14 protein-coding genes and 6 tRNA genes are annotated in these 16,696 nt (G+C 69.4%); 17 read left to right on the top strand and 3 right to left on the bottom strand.

The window, feature by feature from the left end:
- Positions 1-7 precede the first annotated feature (7 nt).
- From C9I47_RS09435 to C9I47_RS09355, 17 genes are all read left to right on the top strand, one after another.
- Positions 8-667 carry a MotA/TolQ/ExbB proton channel family protein gene (locus C9I47_RS09435; RefSeq protein WP_111266516.1) on the top strand — a complete coding sequence of 220 codons (660 nt, stop codon included), beginning with the start codon at positions 8-10 and terminating at the stop codon, positions 665-667.
- Positions 668-674: 7 nt separating this feature from the next.
- Complete coding sequence (locus tag C9I47_RS09430) at positions 675-1,130, top strand: ExbD/TolR family protein (protein WP_111266515.1); 456 nt, start codon at positions 675-677, stop codon at positions 1,128-1,130.
- Positions 1,127-2,875: a lipid A export permease/ATP-binding protein MsbA gene (gene msbA / locus C9I47_RS09425; RefSeq protein WP_111266514.1), complete on the top strand. Its 1,749-nt coding sequence runs from the start codon at positions 1,127-1,129 to the stop codon at positions 2,873-2,875. The genes C9I47_RS09430 and msbA overlap by 4 nt, the downstream gene beginning before the upstream one ends.
- Positions 2,872-3,903, top strand: coding sequence for a tetraacyldisaccharide 4'-kinase (gene lpxK / locus C9I47_RS09420; protein WP_111266513.1), 1,032 nt, complete (start codon positions 2,872-2,874; stop codon positions 3,901-3,903). Before msbA ends, lpxK begins: the two co-directional genes overlap by 4 nt.
- 38 nt (positions 3,904-3,941) lie before the next feature.
- The gene (locus C9I47_RS09415; RefSeq protein WP_111266512.1) at positions 3,942-4,556 is read left to right on the top strand and encodes a hypothetical protein; all 615 of its coding nucleotides are present in this window, start codon (positions 3,942-3,944) and stop codon (positions 4,554-4,556) included.
- Positions 4,556-5,332, top strand: coding sequence for a 3-deoxy-manno-octulosonate cytidylyltransferase (gene kdsB, locus C9I47_RS09410; RefSeq protein ID WP_223250077.1), 777 nt, complete (start codon positions 4,556-4,558; stop codon positions 5,330-5,332). Before C9I47_RS09415 ends, kdsB begins: the two co-directional genes overlap by 1 nt.
- Positions 5,333-5,336: 4 nt before the next feature.
- Positions 5,337-5,831: a low molecular weight protein-tyrosine-phosphatase gene (locus tag C9I47_RS09405; RefSeq protein ID WP_111268060.1), complete on the top strand. Its 495-nt coding sequence runs from the start codon at positions 5,337-5,339 to the stop codon at positions 5,829-5,831.
- Positions 5,832-5,954: 123 nt separating this feature from the next.
- On the top strand, positions 5,955-7,838 hold the full coding sequence (gene uvrC, locus C9I47_RS09400; protein WP_111266510.1) for an excinuclease ABC subunit UvrC: 1,884 nt from the start codon (positions 5,955-5,957) through the stop codon (positions 7,836-7,838).
- Positions 7,835-8,416: a CDP-diacylglycerol--glycerol-3-phosphate 3-phosphatidyltransferase gene (gene pgsA / locus C9I47_RS09395; protein ID WP_111266509.1), complete on the top strand. Its 582-nt coding sequence runs from the start codon at positions 7,835-7,837 to the stop codon at positions 8,414-8,416. The genes uvrC and pgsA overlap by 4 nt, the downstream gene beginning before the upstream one ends.
- A 36-nt stretch (positions 8,417-8,452) precedes the next feature.
- Positions 8,453-8,528, top strand: a tRNA-Gly gene (locus C9I47_RS09390).
- Positions 8,529-8,649: 121 nt separating this feature from the next.
- Positions 8,650-8,723 (top strand) — tRNA-Cys (locus C9I47_RS09385).
- Positions 8,724-8,776: 53 nt separating this feature from the next.
- Positions 8,777-8,852: transfer RNA gene (locus tag C9I47_RS09380), tRNA-Gly, on the top strand.
- Positions 8,853-9,064: 212 nt separating this feature from the next.
- Positions 9,065-9,138, top strand: a tRNA-Cys gene (locus tag C9I47_RS09375).
- A 173-nt stretch (positions 9,139-9,311) separates the two neighbouring features.
- A tRNA-Leu gene (locus C9I47_RS09370) sits at positions 9,312-9,398 on the top strand.
- A 430-nt stretch (positions 9,399-9,828) separates the two neighbouring features.
- A complete protein-coding gene (locus tag C9I47_RS09365; protein ID WP_190238458.1) occupies positions 9,829-11,835 on the top strand; it encodes a right-handed parallel beta-helix repeat-containing protein in 2,007 nt (668 codons plus the stop codon).
- 203 nt (positions 11,836-12,038) lie between these two features.
- Complete coding sequence (locus tag C9I47_RS09360) at positions 12,039-13,265, top strand: lytic murein transglycosylase (protein WP_111266507.1); 1,227 nt, start codon at positions 12,039-12,041, stop codon at positions 13,263-13,265.
- A 141-nt stretch (positions 13,266-13,406) separates the two neighbouring features.
- Positions 13,407-15,029, top strand: coding sequence for an FMN-binding glutamate synthase family protein (locus C9I47_RS09355; protein ID WP_111266506.1), 1,623 nt, complete (start codon positions 13,407-13,409; stop codon positions 15,027-15,029).
- A 126-nt stretch (positions 15,030-15,155) separates the two neighbouring features.
- Here C9I47_RS09355 and arsC read toward each other — a convergent pair whose 3' ends face one another.
- The 3 genes from arsC to C9I47_RS09340 form a co-directional block, all read right to left on the bottom strand.
- The gene (gene arsC, locus C9I47_RS09350; protein WP_111266505.1) at positions 15,156-15,515 is read right to left on the bottom strand and encodes an arsenate reductase (glutaredoxin); all 360 of its coding nucleotides are present in this window, start codon (positions 15,513-15,515) and stop codon (positions 15,156-15,158) included.
- A gap of 105 nt (positions 15,516-15,620) precedes the next feature.
- Positions 15,621-15,695, bottom strand: a tRNA-Val gene (locus tag C9I47_RS09345).
- 106 nt (positions 15,696-15,801) lie between these two features.
- Positions 15,802-16,659, bottom strand: coding sequence for a tetratricopeptide repeat protein (locus C9I47_RS09340; protein ID WP_111266504.1), 858 nt, complete (start codon positions 16,657-16,659; stop codon positions 15,802-15,804).
- Positions 16,660-16,696 lie beyond the last annotated feature (37 nt).

Genomic DNA, 16,696 nt, shown 5'->3' with positions numbered 1-16,696 from the left:
TTTGCGAGTGCTCGAATTGGTCAAGGCCGGCGGCTGGCCGATGATCCCGCTGCTGTTGTTGTCCCTGGTCGCGCTGGCGATCATCGTCGAACGCGCCTGGACCCTGCGCCGGGCGGCGGTGCTGCCGCCGGGCCTGGGCAACGAGGTCCGGGCCTGGGCCGGACGCGGCAAGCTCGACCCCACCCACATCGAATCCCTGCGCAAGACTTCGCCGCTGGGCGCGCTGCTGGCCGCGGCGCTGGACGTCCGCCATCGCTCACGCGACCAGATCCGCGAGCGGATCGAGGACGTCGGCCGCCACCTGGTGCACCGGATGGAGCGCTATCTCAACACCCTCGGCACGATCGCCGCGGCCGGCCCGCTGCTGGGCCTGTTCGGCACCGTGGTCGGCATGATCCAGATGTTCCTGGTGATCGGCGACCAGGGCATCGGCGACGTCAACCAGCTGGCCGGCGGCATCGGCAAGGCCCTGGTCTGCACCGCGACCGGCATGATCGTCGCGATCCCGGCGCTGATGATGCACCGTTGGTTCCGCGGCCGGATCGGCGAGTACATCGTGGCGATGGAGCACGAGGCGATCCAGCTGCTGGACACCCTCGATCCGGCCAGGTCCGCGCCCGCCGCCTCCACGCCGGCCCGCCCGGTCCCGGCCGCGGCCACCGCCTGAGGCGCGCATGCGGATCCAAGACCACCGCGCGTTCGACGAGCCGGAGATCAACCTGGTCCCGCTGATCGACGTGATCCTGGTACTGATCATCTTCTTCGTGGTCACCACCACCTTCGATTCGCGCTCGGTGATGAAGCTGCAGTTGCCGCAGGCGAGCGGCGAGCCGGCCGAGCCCGATCAGGCGCTGAGCGTGCTGGTCAACGCCGATGGCCGCTACTTCGTCGACGATCGCGAGGTGATCCGGGACGATCTGGACTCGCTCAAGACCACCGTGGCCGAGGTCGCCGGCGACGACCGCGACCGCCCGGTGCTGCTGCGGGCCGATGCGCGCACGCCGCACCAGGCCGTGGTCACCGCCTACGACGCACTCGGCCAGCTCGGCTTCAAGCGGGTGATGATCGCGACCGCGCCGCAACAGTCCGGTGCCGCGGCCTCCGGCGACGGGGGCGGGGCCGCCCGATGAGCCGCTCCGAAGGGGCCTGGCAGACCTACCGGCGCCTGCTGGCCTTCGCGCGGCCCTACCGGCCGCTGCTGTTGCTGGCGCTGGCCGGCATGGTGATCGAGGCCGCGGCCGGCGGCGCCTTCACCAAACTGATGGAGCCGGTGGTCAACGAGACCTTCATCAACCAGGGGTCGACGCTCAAGGCCTGGCTGCCGCTGATCATCGTCGGCCTGTTCGTGCTGCGCGGCATTGCCGGCTACGTCAGCGACATCGGCATGGCGCGGGCCGGGCGGGGCATCGCCCGAGATCTGCGGGTCAGGGTGCTGGGCAAGTACCTGCACCTGCCGGGACAGCGTTTCGACACCGAGCCGGTGCCGTCGATGCTGGTGCGGTTGGGCTCGGACAGCGACCAGGTCGCGCAGGCCGCGGTCGACGCGCTCAAGGTCATGCTGCAGCAGTCGTTCCAGGTGCTGGCGATGCTGGGGGTGATGCTGTGGACCAGTTGGCAGGTCACCATCGCGATCCTGTTCATGGCGCCGCCGCTGGCCTGGGTGATGGACCGGGTCGGCAAGCGCTACCGCCGGATCAGCCACCGCATCCAGGAGAGCGGCGGGCAGTTGATGCAGTCGGCCGACCAGGCCCTGTCCAACCAGCAGGAGGTCAAGGTCTACGGCGCGCAGGACGTCGAGCTGGAGCGCTACGCGGTCCAGGCCGATCACCACCGCAAGCTCAGCGTCAAGGTCGAATCGACCCGCAGCATCTCCTCGGCGATGGTGCAGCTGATGGGGTCGATCGGCCTGGCCGTCCTGTTGTTCTTCGCCGGCAGCGAGGCCGCCGCCGGGCGCCTGAGCGCGGGCGGTTTCGTCGCCCTGATGGTGGCGATGATGGCGATCATTCCCGCACTCAAGCAGTTGACCAACGTCCAGAACATGCTGCAGCGGGGCGTGGCCTCGGCCGAGCGTCTGTTCAGCGTGCTCGATGCCGAGGACGAGCCCGATACCGGTACCCGGGCGCTGGACCGCGCCGGCGGGGTCCTGGAGTTCCGTCATGTCACCGCGCGCTATCCGGGGCAGGTCGCACCGGCATTGGCGGACGTCGACTTCGTCGCCCGGCCCGGCACCGTCACCGCGATCGTCGGCCGTTCCGGCAGCGGCAAGTCCAGCCTGGTCAAGCTGATCCCGCGCTTCTATGAACCCGAGGCCGGCGAGATCCTGCTCGACGGCCATCCGCTGCGCGACTATCCGTTGCGCGACCTGCGCCGCAACATCGCCCTGGTCGGCCAGCAGGTCATGCTGTTCGACGGTTCGATCGCCGCCAACGTCGCCTATGGCGAGTTGCGCCAGACCACGCCCGAGCAGCAGGAGGCGGCGATCCGCGGCGCCAACGCGATGGAGTTCGTCGACAAGCTGCCCGACGGCGTCGACAGCGGGATCGGCACCAAGGGCGGCAAGCTCTCCGGCGGCCAGCGCCAGCGCCTGGCGATCGCCCGCGCAATGCTGAAGGACGCGCCGATCCTGATCCTCGACGAGGCCACAGCGGCGCTCGACGCCGAATCCGAGCGGCTGGTGCAGGATGCGCTCGAACACCTGATGCCCAATCGCACCACCCTGGTGATCGCGCACCGCCTGGCCACCATCGAGCATGCCGACCAGGTCCTGGTGATGGACGAGGGACGCATCGTCGAGCGCGGCACCCACGCCGAGCTGATCGCCGCCGACGGTCTGTACGCGCACCTGCACCGCCTGCAGTTCCGCGAGACGCCATGACCGCGAAGCCGTCGCGCGACGCCGGTCAGGCGCCCCGATACTGGTACCAGGACGCGCCGGTTCCGCTGCATGCGCGGCTGCTGTCGGGCCTGTACGGCCGGGTGATCGCGTTGCGCCGGTGGCTGTACCGGGACGGCCGCCGCAGCCGCCATCCCGGTGTCCCGGTCATCGTGGTCGGCAACATCACCGCGGGCGGTACCGGCAAGACGCCGTTGACGATCGCCCTGGTCCAGCGCCTGCGCGAGCAGGGCTTCACCCCCGGTGTCGCCAGCCGCGGCCATGGCCGCGACGCCGCCGCGCAGGCGCGTTGGGTCGATGCCGATACCGATCCGCGACTGGGCGGCGACGAGCCGCTACTGATCGCCGCGCGCACCGGAGTCCGGGTCCGGGTCGATCGCGACCGGGTGGCCGCGGCGATGGCCCTGGTCGAGGCCGGCTGCGACGTGGTGGTCTGCGACGACGGCCTGCAGCACTACCGCCTGGCCCGCGACATCGAGATCGAGGTGATCGACGGACGGCGTCGCTACGGCAACGGCCGCCTGCTGCCGGCCGGTCCGCTGCGCGAACCGGTCGAACGCGCGGCCAGGTGCGACTTCCACGTGTTGAACATGGGCGACGCCGCCGGGTCCGATCCCGGCGCCGAAGCGGGCGAGGGCGCCGGGTTCGGCCAGTGGCCGATGCGGCTGCGTTGCGGGCAGGCAATCCCATTGCTGGGCGGGCGTCCCAGGCCGTTGACCGCCTTTGCCGGCCAGCGCGTGCACGCGGTCGCCGGCATCGGCGACCCCGAGCGCTTCTTCGCGATGCTGCGTGGGCTGGGCATCGCGGTGGTCCCGCATGCGTTTGCCGACCACCATGACTACCAGGCCGCCGATTTCGAGTTCGGCAGTCGGCTGCCGGTGCTGATGACCGAGAAGGACGCGGTCAAGTGCGCCGCCTTCCGTACCGAGTTGCATTACAGCGTGCCGGTGGACGCGGCGCTGCCCGAAGCGTTCTGGGTGGCGTTGACGGAGCGGATCGCCGCCCGCTGAACGAGTCGCCGACATCCGTCGGCAGAGGAGAGGAACCGATGAGCTCGATGTTCAACCGCCTGTTGCTGTGCGCGGCCCTGTTCGCGGCGGCATCCGTTCCGGCCGCCGCTGGCGAGAGTCCGGAAGCGTTCATGCAGCGCTACGTCGACGCGATACGCAGCGATGGCGTGAGCGCCGCCGCGGACTTCTTCCACCCCGACGAGGCCGAGCGGTTCCGCGCGATGCTGGCGCCGCTGTTCGCCGCGATGCCGGAGCCGCAGGCCGATGCGATGGCGCAGACGTTCTTTGGCGGCAAGGCGGATGCGGCGAAGGTCGCGGCGATGCCGGCCGGCGACTTCATGCGCGCCTTCCTGAGGTTCGTGGAGCAGCAGGCGATGGGAGCGGGGCCCGGCAAGGGCGGTATCGAGATCCGGCAGTTCGACATGCTGGGATCGGTGCCAGAGGGCGACGTGCGTCATTTCGTCACCCGCGGAACCGTGGCGGCCGGGCCGATCACCATGACCAAGATGGAAGTGGTCAGCATCCGCCCCGACGGCGATGGTTGGGGCATGTTGCTCTCCGGCGAGCTGGACGGGATGGCGCAGGCGATCAAGGCCTCGGCGCAGCGCGCCGCCGAGGCGGGTGAGGATCGCAAACCCCGGGCGGATCAATGATGAGTGCCGCCCCCGATTTCGTCGTCGCGATTCCGGCCCGTCACGACGCTTCGCGCCTGCCGGGCAAGCCGCTGCGCCTGCTCGCGGGCGAGCCGCTGGTGCTGCACGTCGCCCGGCGTGCGCTGGCGGCCGGCGCGCGCGAGGTCTGGGTCGCCGCCGACGATGCGCGCATTGCCGAGGCGCTGAACGGCGCCGGGGTCCGGGTCGCGATGACCGCGCGCGATCACGCCTCCGGTACCGACCGCCTGGCCGAATGCGCGCGCATCGCCGGCTGGGACGACGATACCGTGGTGGTGAATCTGCAGGGCGACGAGCCGTTCGCGCCGGCCGCCGGCATCCGCGCGGTGGCGGCGCTGTTGCGCGAGAGCGGTGCGGAGATGGCGACCCTGGCGACCCCGATCGAGGCGGTCGAGAGCCTGTTCGATCCGAACACGGTCAAGCTGGTGCAGGCCAGCAACGGCGATGCGCTGTATTTCAGTCGGGCGCCGTTGCCGTGGCCGCGCGACGCGTTCCTGGACGACCGCAGCCGCCTGCCGGACGGCGATCACTGGCTGCGCCACATCGGCATCTACGGTTACCGTGCCGGGTTCCTCAAGCGCTTCGCGCAGATGCCGCCGGGGCGGCTGGAAAGGATCGAATCGCTGGAGCAGTTGCGGGTGCTGGAGGCCGGATTCAGGATCGCGGTCGCGCGCACCCCGGAGCCGTTCCCGGCCGGCGTCGACACCCCGGAGGACCTGGTCCGCGCCGAGGCGCGACTGGCGGCCGACCATGGCTGAGCCGCTGCGGCTGCTGGTCGTGTGCCTGGGCAACATCTGCCGCTCGCCGATGGCCGAGGGCGTGCTGCGCGCCCGTATCGAGGCCTCGCCCTTGGCCGGCCGGGTCGAGGTCGACTCCGCCGGCACCGGCGACTGGCACGTCGGCGATCCGCCGGACCGGCGCGCGATCGCCACCGCGCGCGAGCACGGCATCGACATCGCCGGCCTGCGCGCGCGCCAGATCGGCCGCGACGACCACCACGATTTCGACTGGCTGTTGTGCGCCGATCGCAACAATCTGCGCGACGTTCGCGCGCGGGCGCCGGAGGCGGCGAGGGCGCGCACCGCGCTGCTGCTGGAGTGGGCCGGGATCGACGGCGAGATCGAGGTCCCGGATCCCTACACCGGCGGCCCGGCCCAGTTCGAGCATGTCCACCGCCTGCTCGATGCCGCCGCCAACGGCGTGATCGAGCGTCTGTTGCGCGGCGAGACGGTTGCGGCGGGCCCGCGACAGGGGTGAATGCCCGTCGCCGGGCTTGCCTTGCCCGCGCGGCGGCCCAATCCTAGTCGCGATGCAGCCAGACGCCACGCCCACCGCAGCAGCCCCTGTCCGGACTTCGCGCCCGCCGGCGGAGCCGCGCCGATGAGCGACGCCCGCCTCCCCACGTTCGACGGCAAGGCCTTCGTGCGCCAGCTCAGCACCGCGCCGGGCGTGTACCGGATGATCGCGGCCGACGAAAGCGTGCTCTACGTGGGCAAGGCAGGCGCGCTGAAGAAGCGCGTGGCCAGTTATTTCAACGCGTCGCCGAAGTCGCCGCGGATCGCGTCGATGCTGTCCCAGGTCGCGCGGATGGAGGTCACGGTCACCCGGACCGAGGCCGAGGCGCTGATCCTCGAGAACCAGCTGATCAAGTCGCTGCGGCCGCGCTACAACGTGCTGCTGCGCGACGACAAGAGCTACCCCTACGTGCTGATGACCCAGGAAGCCTGGCCGCGGATCGCGATGCACCGCGGCGCGCGTTCGGTTCCGGGGCGTTACTTCGGTCCGTATCCCAGTGTCGGCGCGGTGCGCGAGACCTTGAACCTGATGCACAAGCTGTTCCGCCTGCGCAGTTGCGAGGACAGCGTGTTCCGCAATCGCTCGCGGCCCTGTCTGCAGTACCAGATCGGTCGCTGCAGCGCGCCCTGCGTGGGCCTGGTCGAGGCCGACGAGTATGCCGTGAGCCTGCGCCGGGCGACGATGTTGCTGGAGGGGCGCAGCGACGAGCTGACCGGCGAACTCGGCCAGCTGATGGAGGCGGCCAGCGAGCGGCTGGAGTTCGAGCAGGCCGCGCGGCTGCGCGACCTGATCGGTTCGATCCGGACCTTGCAGGCGCGCCAGTATGTCGACGGCCGCGCCGCCGATCTCGACGTGCTGGCGGTGGCGATGCAGGGCGCGGCGGCCTGCGTGCTGCTGCTGGCGTTCCGCGACGGCCGCAATCTGGGCACCCGTGCCTTCTTTCCCAGGACCAACGGCAGCGACAGCGCCGAGGAAGTGCTGGCGGCGTTCGTTTCGCAGTACTACGGCGAACAACAATCCGGTGGACAACAGCCACCGCGCGAGATCATTCTCGATCGCGACATTCCCGACCGCGAGCTGATCGAGCAGGCGCTGTCGAGCGGCGGCAATGGCCGCCGGGTCCAGATTCGCAGCAGCGTGCGCGGCGAGCGCGCCGGTTATCTCGACCTGGCCCGCCGCAACGCCGAGCTGGCCCTGGCCACCGAACGCACCGGCCACGCCGCGCAGAAGGCCCGCAGCGAAGCGCTACAGGTCCTGCTGGGGCTGGAGGAGCCGGCGGCGCGGATCGAATGCTTCGACATCAGTCACACCATGGGCGAGGCGACCGTGGCCTCCTGCGTGGTGTTCGACGCCGAAGGCCCGGTCCGCGGCCAGTACCGCCGTTACAACATCGCCGGCATCGAGCCCGGCGACGACTATGCGGCGATGAATCAGGCGATCGCCCGGCGTTTCCGGCGCGCCGTGGACGAGGACAGCGTGTTGCCGGACGTGCTGTTGATCGACGGCGGAGCGGGGCAGGTGGCGCAGGCGCGCGAAGCGCTCGACGAACTGGGCGTGCAGGGCGTGGTCCTGGTCGGCGTGGCCAAGGGGCCGGCGCGGCGCCCCGGCGACGAGGAACTGCTGCTGCCGGACGGTCGCGGCGTGCGCCCCGGGGCCGAGTCGCCGGCGCTGCAACTGGTCCAGCAGGTCCGCGACGAGGCGCACCGTTTCGCGATCACCGGCCACCGCGGACGCCGCCAGAAGGCCCGCAACAGCAGCCGGCTGGAGGACATCGACGGAATCGGGCCGCGTCGACGCGCTAATCTGTTGAAACATTTCGGCGGCCTGGGCGGTCTGAAGGCCGCCGGGGTCGAGGAAATCGCCCGTGTCGAGGGCATCAACGTCGCCCTTGCCGAGCGCATCTATGCGACCCTGCACGGCCTGGACACCCCCACTGACGACCGCCCACCCCCGCGGAGCACTGCATGAAGTTGACGGTACCGACCATCCTGACCCTGCTGCGGATCCTGCTGATCCCGGTATTGGTGCTGGTGTTCTATCTGCCGTTCAAGTGGACCAATTTCGCCGCCGCGTTCATCTTTGCCCTGGCCTCGGTCACCGACTGGCTGGACGGCTGGATCGCCCGTCGCTACGACCAGCACTCGGCGTTCGGCGCATTCCTGGATCCGGTCGCCGACAAGCTGATGGTCGCGATCGCGCTGATGCTGATCGTGCAGAAGCACCCGACGGTCTGGATGACGTTGTGGGCGGCGGTGATCATCGGCCGCGAGATCGCGGTTTCGGCGCTGCGCGAGTGGATGGCGGAGCTGGGACAGCGGGCGAGGGTCAAGGTCGCCAGCATCGGCAAGATCAAGACCGTCGTGCAGATGCTCGCCCTGGTCTGCCTGCTGTACCAGGAGCCGTTCGCCGCTCTGCCGGTATTCGCGATCGGCGAATGGATGCTGGCGGCGGCCGCGCTGCTGACCCTGTGGTCGGGTCTGGCCTACCTGCGCGCGGCCTGGCCGACCCTGAAGGAAGACGAACACAGCTCCGAAAAAACCAGTTGACAGTTTCGTGGCGAAGCCTAAAATGACGGCTCCTCAGCGGGAATAGCTCAGTTGGTAGAGCACGACCTTGCCAAGGTCGGGGTCGCGAGTTCGAGTCTCGTTTCCCGCTCCAGTTTCGATGAGGCAGGCCCGTTCCGGGCAGGCCTTCCGACGAAGCCCCCTCGCGGGGTTTTGTCTTTTCAGGATGGCGAGAATGCGGCCGCGCGCGGCGTCGAGCTTTCCGGAAAGTCACCGGCCGGGTGGCAGAGTGGTTATGCAGCGGATTGCAAATCCGTGTACGCCGGTTCGATTCCGACCTCGGCCTCCAGACGTGCGGTAGATTGACAGTTTCACGGTGCGCCCTAGAATGGCCGCCCCAAAGCGGGAATAGCTCAGTTGGTAGAGCACGACCTTGCCAAGGTCGGGGTCGCGAGTTCGAGTCTCGTTTCCCGCTCCAATTCGATGGTGCCGGTCCTTGCTGGCCGCCCTTCAAACAGGCCCCCGTCGCGGGGCCTTGTTTTTTTCCGGCCCGGTTTCTTGAGGTTATGTCTTGACGTTGTGTCTCGACGTCAGGTTCCGCCGCCATTCGCCGGCCCATTCGCGGCCTGGGCGCGACATGCGCGACATGCGCGGCAATCGGCAAAAGCGGTAAGCTTGGCGGCAGTCACCGGCCGGGTGGCAGAGTGGTTATGCAGCGGATTGCAAATCCGTGTACGCCGGTTCGATTCCGACCTCGGCCTCCAGACCCGCGGGACGCGCCTTCGCCGGCGCGTCCCGTCCTGCTTTCGCGGACGAGTCATTGCGGACGAGTCATCGCGGACGAGTGATCGCGGCGGACGCGGCGCAGCAGGCCGGTCGCGGCTCGCACCGCTCCCGCGGGCGTTCCTGCGGTAAGCTGCCCGCGCTCCAGAACGCTGCCCGGATGGCGAAACTGGTAGACGCAGCAGACTTAAAATCTGCCGGCCGCGAGGCCGTGCCGGTTCGATTCCGGCTCCGGGCACCATCCATGTCCCAGCGCTGGACGCGCAGGCCGCCGCGCCACGCCCATGCGGGGCGCCGGATGAGCCGCCGGTCGCGCGGAACTCCCGTCCTCTCGGCATCCGCAGGCGCCGCCCTGTCAGCAGTCGACGCGGCGCGCCACGGCTCTGGATCCGCGGTGCGTTGTTGGAACCTGTCGTTGAGACGGGCCTTTCGGCTGCGGTTCGAATGGATCGATGCAAATCCGGGGCGCGGTGAAGACGCTCCGGATGTCAGCAGGCTTCCTCCAGCGTGACGGTGTCGCCGGTCCTGGCGCGCGTGCTGCAGCAGACTCCCGCCTGCGCCGGACCGCTCCATCGCGGCCGACGTCGACCACTCAACAGGGAGAGTCCGAGATGTCCATGTCAAGGCGGCCTCAGCCGCTGCTTCAGCGTCTTCGCCCATCGGGGGCGCACATGTTCGCGGCCGTTCTGGCCGCATCCGCGCTGGGCGTGTCCGCACCCACGATGGCGCAGGCCTGGCCGACCGAGCCGCCGGCCCGCATGTGCGGCAATACCGCTGTGCTCGACGGGCCGGCAACGCCTCCGGCCGGCGCCATCGTCGTACCCGCCGGCGACAACGCCGGCTTCGACTTCAACCGTCCCGGGGCCACGTTCTGGTTCGCGCCCGGCGTGCACACCCTGGGCGACGACCTGTACGGCCAGATCATCGCCCGCGATGGCACGACCTATGTCGGCGCGCCGGGCGCGGTGATTGATGGACGCAATCTCAATCTGTACGCGTTCACCGGCAGTGCCCGCGACGTCACCATCCGCCACCTGACCGTGCGCAACTTCGGTCGCGGGCTCGACAACAACAACGAGGGCGTGGTCAACCATGACGCCGGCGACGGCTGGTTGGTCGAATACAACACCATCGCCGACAACGACGGCGCCGGCGTGTTCCTCGGCAGTGCCAACACCGTCCGCTACAACTGCCTTAAGGACAACGGCCAGTACGGTTTCAGCATGTTCAAGATGCCGGTCGAGGGCGGCCCGGCGATCACCGACATCGTGCTCGACCACAACGAGATCGCCGGCAACAACACCGACGACTGGGAAGTCCGGCTGCCGGGTTGCGGATGCAGCGGCGGCGGCAAGTTCTGGGACGTGCAGGGCGCCCGCGTGACCCACAACTGGGTCCACGACAACAAGAGCGTCGGGTTGTGGGCCGACACCAACAACATCGATTTCCTGTTCGAAGGCAACTACATCGAGGACAACGACGACGAGGGCATCTGGTACGAGATCAGCTACAACGCGACCATCCGCGGCAACACCCTGATCAACAACGCCTGGGTCAAGGGCCTGCGCAACCAGGGATCGCCGGCGCCGGCGATCTACCTGTCCGAGTCGGGCGGCGATGCGCGCCTGGCCAGCACCGTGTCCGGCTCGGCCATGATCCGCATTCACGACAACTATTTCGAGAACAACTTCTCCGGCGTGTCGATCTACGAGAACAGCAACCGGTTCTGCAATTCGAACGGCAACACCAGCAAGGGCTACTGCACGCCGTTGGTGACGCCCACGCGAATCCCCGAGCCGCACGACTACGACTACCTCGATCCGATCAACGCCGGTCATCCCTGCTATACGCGGATCGCGGAGGAGCCCTACCGCACGGACTGCCGCTGGCATGCGCGCAACATCGAGGTGGTCGGCAACGCCTTCCATTTCGATCCCGCCGTCGTTCCCTGCGAGGGCTCGGACTACTGTGGCGTGCAGGCGTTGATCGCCACCGGCGCCGACAATCTGCCGTGGTCGCCGTACACCGTTGCCGAGATCCAGGACCGGGTGATGTTCGGCGCCAACAACCGCTTCGCCGACAACGCGTACTTCGGCCCCTGGCAGTTCGCCAAGCGCTGGGGCGAGCGGATCGGCTTCGCCGCCTGGCAGGCCGCGCCCTATCTGCAGGATGCCGGCAGCACCAGCGACCATCCCGGAGGTCCCGGGCCGGGGCCGGTCGGCAACCTGGTCGACGCCGATACCGCCACGCTGGAGGCTTCGCTGGGCCTGTGGAGCGCCTGGTACGGCGCGGAGGTGGTCCGCAGCGACGCGCAGGCCCATGGCGGCAGCTACAGCCTGCGCGTGGACATCGCGGGCGCCTACTGGGGCGTGGAGGTCGCGAACTACCCGGGCTACGCCGCTTCGCCGGGCGCCAAGGCGGTGAGCCTGTGGGTTCGTGGCGGCGTCGGCACGCCGGTGAATCCGCGCCTCTCGCTGGACTGGCGCGGTGCGGACGGGCAGGTGCTGGACAACAGCGTGGTCGCGCTGCCGGTGCAGGGCAGCCAGTGGCAACTGGCCGAGGCCAGCGTGCAGGCGCCGGCCGGGACCGCGAGCGTGTCGGTGGTGCTGGTCGGGTCCGGCACCGCCGGCACCGCGTTCTATCTCGATGATCTGGCAATCGAGGACGTGCAGCCCTGAGGCCGAGGCGGTTGCGGCGTGCGGGTGCGAGCCGCCGCCGCGCCGTCTGATCCTCCCCGCATGCGTCCGGTCTCGACGACCGGGCGCATTGGCCTTGCGGTTGCGCGGATGGCCGTGAGTCGGCGCTCCGTCGGGTTTTGCCCGAGTGGGCGGGCGCGGGAACCGTGATCGAGTTTGCACATGGGCACGGGTAAGCTAGGCGGATGCGTATATCGATCCCGACTCTCGCCGGCGCGCTGTTGTGCGCCGGTTTCTGCGCCACCGCGTCGGCGGCGGATATCAGTTCATGCGTGCAATCCTTGCGTGGCAAGGCGGTGGCCGCCGGCATCGGCGCCTCGACCTTCGACACCCATGTGGCCGGAGTCGTCGCCGATCCGTCGTTGCTGGAACTGCTCAACCGGCAGCCGGAGTTCACCACCCCGATCTGGGACTACATGGCCGGCCTGGTCGACCAGGAGCGGGTCGACGACGGTCGCGCGATGCTGCGGACGCATGCCGACACCCTGGCCCGGGTCGAGGCCGCGTACGGCGTCGATCCGGCGACCGTGGTCGCGGTGTGGGGGGTGGAGAGCGACTACGGCAAGGTCTTCGGCAAGCGGCCCTTGCTGATCTCGCTGACCACGCTCTCGTGCATGGGGCGCCGCCAGAGCTTCTTCCGCGGCGAGCTGCTGGAGACGCTGCGGATCGTGCAGGGCGGCGACGTCTCCGCCGACAAACTGGTCGGCTCCTGGGCCGGTGCGTTCGGGCACACCCAGTTCATGCCCTCGACCTATCGCCGGATCGCGGTCGACTTCGACGGCGATGGCCGTCGCGATCTGGTCGACAGCATTCCCGATGCGCTGGCATCGACCGCGAACTATCTCAAGCGCTCGGGTTGGCGCAGCGGTCAGCCGTGGGGCTACGAAGTGCGATTGCCGGAAGGCTTCGACACCTCGGTATCGGGTCGCACCAGCCGTCGGCCGCTGTCGTACTGGACCGGTCGTGGGGTGTCGAGGATCGACGGCCAGGCGTTCGAGCCGGCCGTCGGCACCGCCGCGGCATTGTTGTTGCCGGCGGGCCGTTCGGGGCCGGCGTTCCTGGTGTTCAAGAACTTCGATGCGATCTACTCCTACAACGCCGCCGAGAGCTATGCGCTGGCGATCGCGCACCTGTCCGACCGGCTGCGCGGGCAGGGCGGGCTGGTCGCGTCCTGGCCGACCGACGATCCGGGCCTGTCGCGGGCCGAGCGCCGCGAGCTGCAGACCCTGTTGCTGGAGCGCGGTCACGACATCGGCGAGGTCGACGGCATCATCGGTTCGGCCAGCCGCGCGGCGATCAAGGCCGAGCAGCAGCGGCTCGGGCAGCAACCGGTCGACGGGCGGGGCGGACAGCGGGTTCTGCGGGCGCTGCGCCAGGCCGTGCCGCCGGCCGCTGCGGCGCCCGGTGGCTGAGCCGGCGGCAACCGCTATCCTGCCGGTGGCGCGTAAGTCGCGATTGGGCCTACCCGCGAAAGCCTCATCGCGGCTCACGCCGCTCCTGCGCCTGACAGCCTCACCGACACCGCCATCCCGACACGGAGCCTCCGATCCCGCATGTCCCGATACGTCGTCTACATCGCCTGCCTGATCCTCACCGTGGCTTCGCTGATCGCCTGGTACTGGCTGCCGGGCTGGGGCTGGGCGGCGTTGTTGTTCGCCACCCTGTCGGCGCTGGGCAGCTGGGACCTGCTGCAGAAGACCAGCACGTTGCGGCGCAACTATCCGGTCCTGGCCCACTTCCGCTACGGGCTGGAGTCGATCGGCCCGGAGATGCGCCAGTACTTCATCCAGTCCGATACCGACGAGGTGCCGTTCTCGCGTCAGCAACGGGCCCTGGTCTACCAGCGCGCCAAGTCTGTCAGCGATGTGCGCCCGTTCGGCAGCCTGCAGGACATCTACGCGGTCGACTACGAGTGGATCAACCACTCGATGAACCCGATCGCGCACGGTTCGCACGATTTCCGCGTCGTGGTCGGCCAGAACACCGCCCAGCCGTATGCGGTCAGCGTGTTCAACATCTCGGCGATGAGCTTTGGTTCGCTGTCGGCCAACGCGATCCGTGCGCTCAACCACGGCGCCAGGCTGGGCGGGTTCTATCACGATACCGGCGAGGGCTCGATCTCCAGCTACCATCGCGAGCATGGCGGCGACCTGGTCTGGGAGATCGGCTCGGGCTACTTCGGTTGCCGCAATCCCGACGGCAGCTTCAGCGAGGAGCGCTTCGTCGAGAACGCCCGCGACCCCCAGGTCAAGATGATCGAGGTCAAGCTCTCGCAGGGGGCCAAGCCCGGCCATGGCGGCATGTTGCCCGGCGCCAAGGTGACTGCCGAGATCGCCGCCGCGCGTGGTGTGGAGGTCGGCAAGGACTGCATTTCGCCGGCCCGCCACAGTGCGTTCGATTCGCCGAAGTCACTGCTGGCCTTCGTCGCGCGCCTGCGCGAGCTGTCTGGCGGCAAGCCGACCGGCTTCAAGCTGGCGGTCGGCCATCCCTGGGAGTGGTTCGGCATCGCCAAGGCGATGCACGAGACCGGCGTGCTGCCGGACTTCATCGTCGTCGACGGCGCCGAGGGTGGCACCGGCGCGGCGCCGGCGGAGTTCATCGACCACGTCGGCCTGCCCATGCACGAGGCGCTGATGCTGGTGCACAACACCCTGGTCGGATTGAACCTGCGCGACCGCGTGCGGATCGGCGCCGCCGGTCGCATCACCAGCGCCTTCGACCTGGCCCGGACCCTGGCGATGGGCGCGGACTGGTGCAACTCCGCGCGCGGCTTCATGTTCGCGCTGGGCTGCATCCAGTCATTGAGTTGCCACACCGACCGTTGCCCGACCGGCATCGCCACCCAGGACCCATCGCGCTGGCGCCATCTCGACGCCGCCGACAAGGCGGTGCGGGTGGCCGGATTCCAGCAGAACACGCTGAAGGCGCTGCGCGACATCCTGTGCGCGGCGGGGCTGAGCGATCCGGGCCAGGTCGGCCCCGAGCACATCCTGCGCCGGGTGTCGCCGATCGAGGTGCGCTCGCTGGCGGCGCTGCACCGCTTCCTCAGGCCCGGCGAACTGCTCGAACGGCTGCCCGAGCACGCGGTATTCCGCGATTTCTGGGCCGACGCCAGCAGCGAGTCCTTTGCGGCGCCGACCAAGGTCGAGGCGATGCGCCGCGACAAGTCGCAGTAGCGTTCCCGGGTCGGCCGCGGATGCTCGCGATCCGCAGCCGTTCGTAGGAGCGGCGTCAAATACCCGCCGCGGCTGACGCCGCTCCTACGGGGATGGGGCGGATGACGCGGTGCGGGGGATGGGGCGTCAGTCCAGCAGTTCCAGTACCCGCTCCGGCGGGCGTCCGATCACCGCGCGCTCGCCGACGACCAGGATCGGCCGTTCGATCAGCCGCGGGTGCGCATGCATCGCGGCGATCAGCGCGGCCTCGTCCAGCGTCGGGTCGTCCAGACCCAGCTCCTTGTACTCGGCCTCGCCCTTGCGCAGCAATGCGCGCGCATCCACGCCCAGCCGAGCCAGCAGGGTGCGCAGTGCCTCGACCGATGGCGGCTGCTCCAGGTAGGCGACGATGCGTGGCTCGATGCCGCGCTCGTTCAGCAGCGCCAGCGCGCCGCGCGACTTCGAGCAGCGCGGATTGTGATAGAGCGTGGGCGTGGCCGAGGGCATGGGCGTCTCCGGTGGCGTGGGCGCCTTGGGCCGGGCTCGACCGGGCTGGCGGCGCAGGGGATGAGGCAAAGAAAAAGGGCCGGCATGATGCCGGCCCTTCGCTGTTGGTGGGCGGTGCAGGGATCGAACCTGCGACCCTTGCCGTGTGAAGGCAATGCTCTACCGCTGAGCTAACCGCCCGTGCTCAGGGCCGTGAACGAGTCAGGCGTCTGGCGTGGGCCGCGCAGTTTACTGGCAGCGGCGACGACAGGCAAGAGCCCGTGACGCATTCAGCCGCCCGCGGCGTTCATTCGAGCTGGTCGGCGGCCCAGGCCGCGTCCAGCGCCTCCATCGCGTCCAGCGGCTTGAGCTTGGCGGCCTTCTCGTAGGCATCGGCGACAGCGTCCTCCTCGCGATCGCCGTGCAGCAGCAACAGCAGGTTGCCGTACTCGATGTGGGCGATCGGCGATTGCGGGGTCAGCTTCAACGCGGCCTTGATGTGCTTCTCGGCCTCGGAAGCCTTGGCGCCGTAGGTCAGGCCGCCGATCATCGCACCGACCTTGCCGATGATCTCGGCGTGGTACAGCGCCATCGCGGTATGCGCCTCGGCGTGCTTGGGGGCCAGTTCCAGCGCCGCGTCGAGGGCGTCGCGGACCTTGCCGGCGATGCCGGCCTTCAGCGCCTTGGCGATGCTCAGACCCTGGCTGTAGCGGCCCAGTGCGAAGGCGTGGCGGTAGTGGCTGTTGGCGTCCTCGGGCAGGGCGGCGACCGCGGCGTCGGCCAGCTTGGCCGCCTGCTCGTAGCGCTTGAGCCGCTCGCCGTCGTCCTCGACCAGGTAGGTCGCGTGGATGCCCAGGGCCTTGACCGCGACCGAGGCGCCGACCGGACCGAGCGCGTTGCCGAGGTCGAAGGCCTGCTTGAAGTCGCCGCGATGGAAGGCGCGCCAGGCCTCCTGCAGCTCGGCGGCGAGGGCATCGGCGTCGAGCTTCTTGGGCGCGGCCTTGCCGGCGGCGGCGATCAGCGCGGCCGCGCGTTTGGCGTCGGGATAGGGCTCCTGGTCGCCGGCGTGCAGCTTGGGCCAGGCCTTCTTCAGCGTATCGCCGGCGTAGGCGAAGGACTTGGCGTCGTGGGGAAAGGGGGCCCAGGAGGACTTGCTGGCGGCCATGGCGTTTCCTTGCGTTGGACGGGTACGGGACAGCCCG

This window comes from Marilutibacter maris, from assembly GCF_003233695.1.
Lineage (GTDB): Bacteria > Pseudomonadota > Gammaproteobacteria > Xanthomonadales > Xanthomonadaceae > Marilutibacter > Marilutibacter maris.
Note: the sequence above shows the minus strand (reverse complement) of the source record. Positions and strands in the feature narration are given on the sequence as shown.

Bases quoted from the DNA above. Each gene is read 5' to 3' on its own strand.
- kdsB (WP_223250077.1), top strand. From the start codon at position 4,556: ATGAGTGCCGCCCCCGATTTCGTCGTCGCGATTCCGGCCCGTCACGAC.
- arsC (WP_111266505.1), bottom strand. From the start codon at position 15,515: ATGCCCTCGGCCACGCCCACGCTCTATCACAATCCGCGCTGCTCGAAG.
- C9I47_RS09430 (WP_111266515.1), top strand. From the start codon at position 675: ATGCGGATCCAAGACCACCGCGCGTTCGACGAGCCGGAGATCAACCTG.
- pgsA (WP_111266509.1), top strand. From the start codon at position 7,835: ATGAAGTTGACGGTACCGACCATCCTGACCCTGCTGCGGATCCTGCTG.
- C9I47_RS09340 (WP_111266504.1), bottom strand. From the start codon at position 16,659: ATGGCCGCCAGCAAGTCCTCCTGGGCCCCCTTTCCCCACGACGCCAAG.
- C9I47_RS09365 (WP_190238458.1), top strand. From the start codon at position 9,829: ATGTTCGCGGCCGTTCTGGCCGCATCCGCGCTGGGCGTGTCCGCACCC.
- uvrC (WP_111266510.1), top strand. From the start codon at position 5,955: ATGAGCGACGCCCGCCTCCCCACGTTCGACGGCAAGGCCTTCGTGCGC.
- C9I47_RS09355 (WP_111266506.1), top strand. From the start codon at position 13,407: ATGTCCCGATACGTCGTCTACATCGCCTGCCTGATCCTCACCGTGGCT.
- msbA (WP_111266514.1), top strand. From the start codon at position 1,127: ATGAGCCGCTCCGAAGGGGCCTGGCAGACCTACCGGCGCCTGCTGGCC.
- C9I47_RS09415 (WP_111266512.1), top strand. From the start codon at position 3,942: ATGAGCTCGATGTTCAACCGCCTGTTGCTGTGCGCGGCCCTGTTCGCG.
- lpxK (WP_111266513.1), top strand. From the start codon at position 2,872: ATGACCGCGAAGCCGTCGCGCGACGCCGGTCAGGCGCCCCGATACTGG.
- C9I47_RS09360 (WP_111266507.1), top strand. From the start codon at position 12,039: ATGCGTATATCGATCCCGACTCTCGCCGGCGCGCTGTTGTGCGCCGGT.